We start from the raw sequence: 3603 nt of genomic DNA on the forward strand, positions 1-3603 counted from the left end.
ATGTGTGCTCATATGTATTTCCAAGTTAATTTTCCGCGTTAAACAATAGTATCTGAGCATAATGTCGAAATTTGGTTAATTTTTTTGAAACTGTTATATGTTTAACTTCAGACTTTAGATCATGAAAACACGGCAACGCCGGGACAAATACTACAATGAATATCACGCCACAGCAGAACACCGAGATACAGACGCCGCCCAAGCTCACAATTATTGTGATCAGTTATAACACGCGCGCCATGACGTTGAAATGCATTGAAACGGTCTTTGCCGAAACCCGTGACACCTCGTTCGAACTGATCATACTGGACAATGCCTCGACAGATGGCTCGGCGGAGGCCCTTATGGACCGGTACTCTGACAAGGCAACGGTTATATGCTCAGCCGAAAATCTCGGCTTCGCCGCCGCCAATAATGTTGTTGCCAAACAGGCAAGCGGGGAATTCCTGCTGCTGCTCAACCCCGACACGGAAGTTCTCGACGGTGCCATCGACAAACTTGTCGCCTTCTCTGAAAGTCGTCCGGAAGCAAGGATCTGGGGCGGGGGAACTGTTTTTCCGGATAAGCGTCTAAATCCTGCGTCCAGTTGGGGACGCATGACATATTGGAGTCTGATAAGCACTCTCTCGGGCCTGTCTTCCGTATTCAAAAATACGTCTATTTTCAATGTTGAGGGAATGGGCGGCTGGGATCGGCAGGGAGATAAATATGTCGATATTATAACCGGCTGTTTCCTGCTCATTCAAAAGAATTTCTGGGAAGAGCTTGGTGGATTTGATAAAGACTTCTTCATGTATGGCGAAGAAGCGGATCTGTGCTTGCGCGCTACAAAATTGGGTGCAAGGCCTCTGGCAACTTCCCGCGCCATCATTATACATCATGGGGGTGCCTCGGAAACAGTGCAATCCGATAAGATGGTTCGTCTTCTAAATGCAAAAGTAAAACTTATCCAAAAGCATTTTTCTCCGGGTTCCGGCCGATTTGCAGTTTATTTACTAACCTTATGGCCATTATCCCGATATTTAGCTCATTCTATTTTGGCCGCTGCCGGTTGGAAATCATCGCAATTACCTGCGTCCGTATGGAAAAATATTTGGGGTCGGCGTACTACCTGGAGGAATCCGGCGGGATAAATGGTAAACTTGATGCGTTGATCCTCTTATTCGTTCAGGAAGTTTAAGTTCCGTGACCCGTCGTTTTACGAGTTGTGTTTAATATATTTATCTCTTTACTCCATTTCGAGAGCTCCTATGTACGAAACTGAAATTTCAACAACTACTTTGACATCTGCGGTATTGCCAAATGAAATAACGGCACCATTTTCCGTAAATGATAAATCGATTACCCACCGCAGCCTGATAGCTTGGGAGGAGCATTGTACTGAATGTACGATGCCGAGTTGCTTCAGTACCTGTGAGTATTATACGCCGCGGTCGGACCTTAAATGCCGGCGTTTTGAAGATGGTATTGTTGGCGTATCGCTGCCGAATGGCATAACAAGCCATTTGATGAAAATCACATTTCGAAAATGGGGGAAGCTAGAAGGCCGGGGAACCACACAGCTTTTTCCGCTATCCCAAGCCCTCCAGAAGGAACGGATGGATGTGCGTCTCTCGGCCCTTCAACACAGTATGCCAATACCTTACGGCCTAAATATTCTTGGGGCCCGCATTCGCCGTAAATTTAAAGAACCAAAGCGGCAAACGGCACCTGACTCGACCACCCTTCAGCCCAATTGCTTCATCATCGAATGCTATAATCCTTCTGCGAACCTTATAACTGTATCCGTAACGATGAGGCCCACGGCGGTTGCCAACAAGGTACAGTTTCAGCATTTTATGGAGCTTGAACCAGGTTACAATTTTGTCTGTCTTCCTCTCGAATCCATTACCCGATTTATTGATTTGAAAGAAGATTTTCTCATTCAGTTACAACCGCAACCGGACATGCCAGGGCTCGTTCTTTATTTTGGTGCGGTGGATTTTGCAATTAATCAAGACTTACAGGCTCAGGCCCCCGCAGCGCCAGCCGGAACGGCATCCCCAAAGCCTAAAAAAATTAAATGTGTCGTGTGGGATCTCGACAATACTTTATGGTCTGGCACATTGATTGAGGACGGTGAAGCTAAACTTGTTCTTAATGAAGAGGCCGTCAAGCTCATCAAAAATCTTGATGAACGCGGAATATTAAATTCGATTGCCAGCAAGAATAACGCTGAAGAGGCTCTTGCCGTTCTCAAAAAATATGATCTTGAAGACTATTTCCTCTATCCTGACATATCTTGGGGCCCAAAAAGCCTCGCGCTTGAACGCATTGCAACACGACTCAATATTGGTATCGACACTTTTGCCTTCATAGATGACCAGCCCTTTGAAAGAGCGGAGGTCTCTGAAACGCTGCCGGGTGTTTTATGCTTCGATGTAACGGAGATCGATACCATCCTGAACAATCCGGCATTCGATGTACCTGTTTCGAAGGAAAGCAAGGGTCGGCGACATCTTTATAAGGACCAGATTGAACGGGAGGAAGCTGAGGGAGCGTCGGAAGGGGATTATGAGAAATTCCTTATTTCATGCAATCTTCAATTGACCGCCGCACCGCTCTCGGAACAATCATTGGACCGGGTTTATGAACTGGCACAAAGAACCAACCAGATGAATTTCTCGGGCAACCGCTACTCACGCGACGCCCTGTCCTCTATAATGGAAAATCCGGATTTAGCTACTTATGTTCTTTCCTGTCAGGATCGGTTTGGTGACTATGGGGTTATCGGCTTTTCCATTGTCCGGATATCTGATGCAACCATGCAAGATTTAATGTTTTCCTGTCGTATTCAAAGCAAGCGCGTAGACCATGCGTTCCTGACCCATGTCATTCGTAAGTTTCATCAGCCCGGCAAACAGGCTTTCAAGGTTGAATATAAAGAATCTCCCAAAAATACGCCGTCGGCGCAGATATTTTCCGACATGGGATTCATCGAGACTGATAAGGACGACCAAAAATCAATACTTTCTTATCCTGATGATGTTGAGCTTCCGACCAACAATATTGTGACGGTGAACCAGAAATGACAATCATTGAGAGAATCAAGCGAAAAGCCCTCAGAACTGTCTCCTCTAACGTGCCGGTTAAGCCCTTTCGCATGAAATCTGGTCAGCCCGTCATCAGCTTTACCTTCGACGACTTTCCACAAACCGCCGCAAAAGTCGGTGGGAAAATCCTGGAAAAATACGAGGTTGCCGGGACTTTTTATATTTGCGGCGGGCTTACGGATGAGTATGAAGCAGAGATGCTGTGTCACAGCGAGCAGGATTTGCTGGACTTGATCAAGGCTGGCCATGAAATCGGATCTCACCTTTTTCATCATAAAAATTGTGAAGACTTGAGCAAAGAAGAGCTTGTTCAGGAAATCGCCTTGAATGGCCAGTACTTTAAAAAGTTGCAAGATGATCGACGCTTGTTGAATTTTGCCTATCCGTTCGGCGGGACAACATTGGCTGCCCGGCGAATCGCCGCGAATAAATACGTTACCGCGCGGGGCATTCGGCCGGGTGTGAATAGCGGTGTAGTTGATTTTTCCAATCTCCGCGCCAACTCTATATA

General features: G+C 46.4%; 3 protein-coding genes. All 3 read left to right on the forward strand.

Going from position 1 to position 3603, the window contains the following annotated elements; genetic code table 11:
- Positions 1 to 155 precede the first annotated feature (155 nt).
- Positions 156 to 1133: a glycosyltransferase family 2 protein gene (locus tag ACESNI_RS03785; RefSeq protein WP_373085132.1), complete on the forward strand. Its 978-nt coding sequence runs from the start codon at positions 156 to 158 to the stop codon at positions 1131 to 1133.
- Positions 1134 to 1250: 117 nt separating this feature from the next.
- Positions 1251 to 3071, forward strand: coding sequence for an HAD-IIIC family phosphatase (locus ACESNI_RS03790; protein WP_373085133.1), 1821 nt, complete (start codon positions 1251 to 1253; stop codon positions 3069 to 3071).
- A gap of 71 nt (positions 3072 to 3142) precedes the next feature.
- Positions 3143 to 3603, forward strand: a 461-nt coding sequence (locus ACESNI_RS03795) for a polysaccharide deacetylase family protein (protein ID WP_373085134.1), incomplete at its 3' end; no start/stop codon positions are given.

It is taken from the genome of Sneathiella sp. (assembly GCF_041689005.1).
In the GTDB taxonomy this organism is placed as follows: domain Bacteria; phylum Pseudomonadota; class Alphaproteobacteria; order Sneathiellales; family Sneathiellaceae; genus Sneathiella.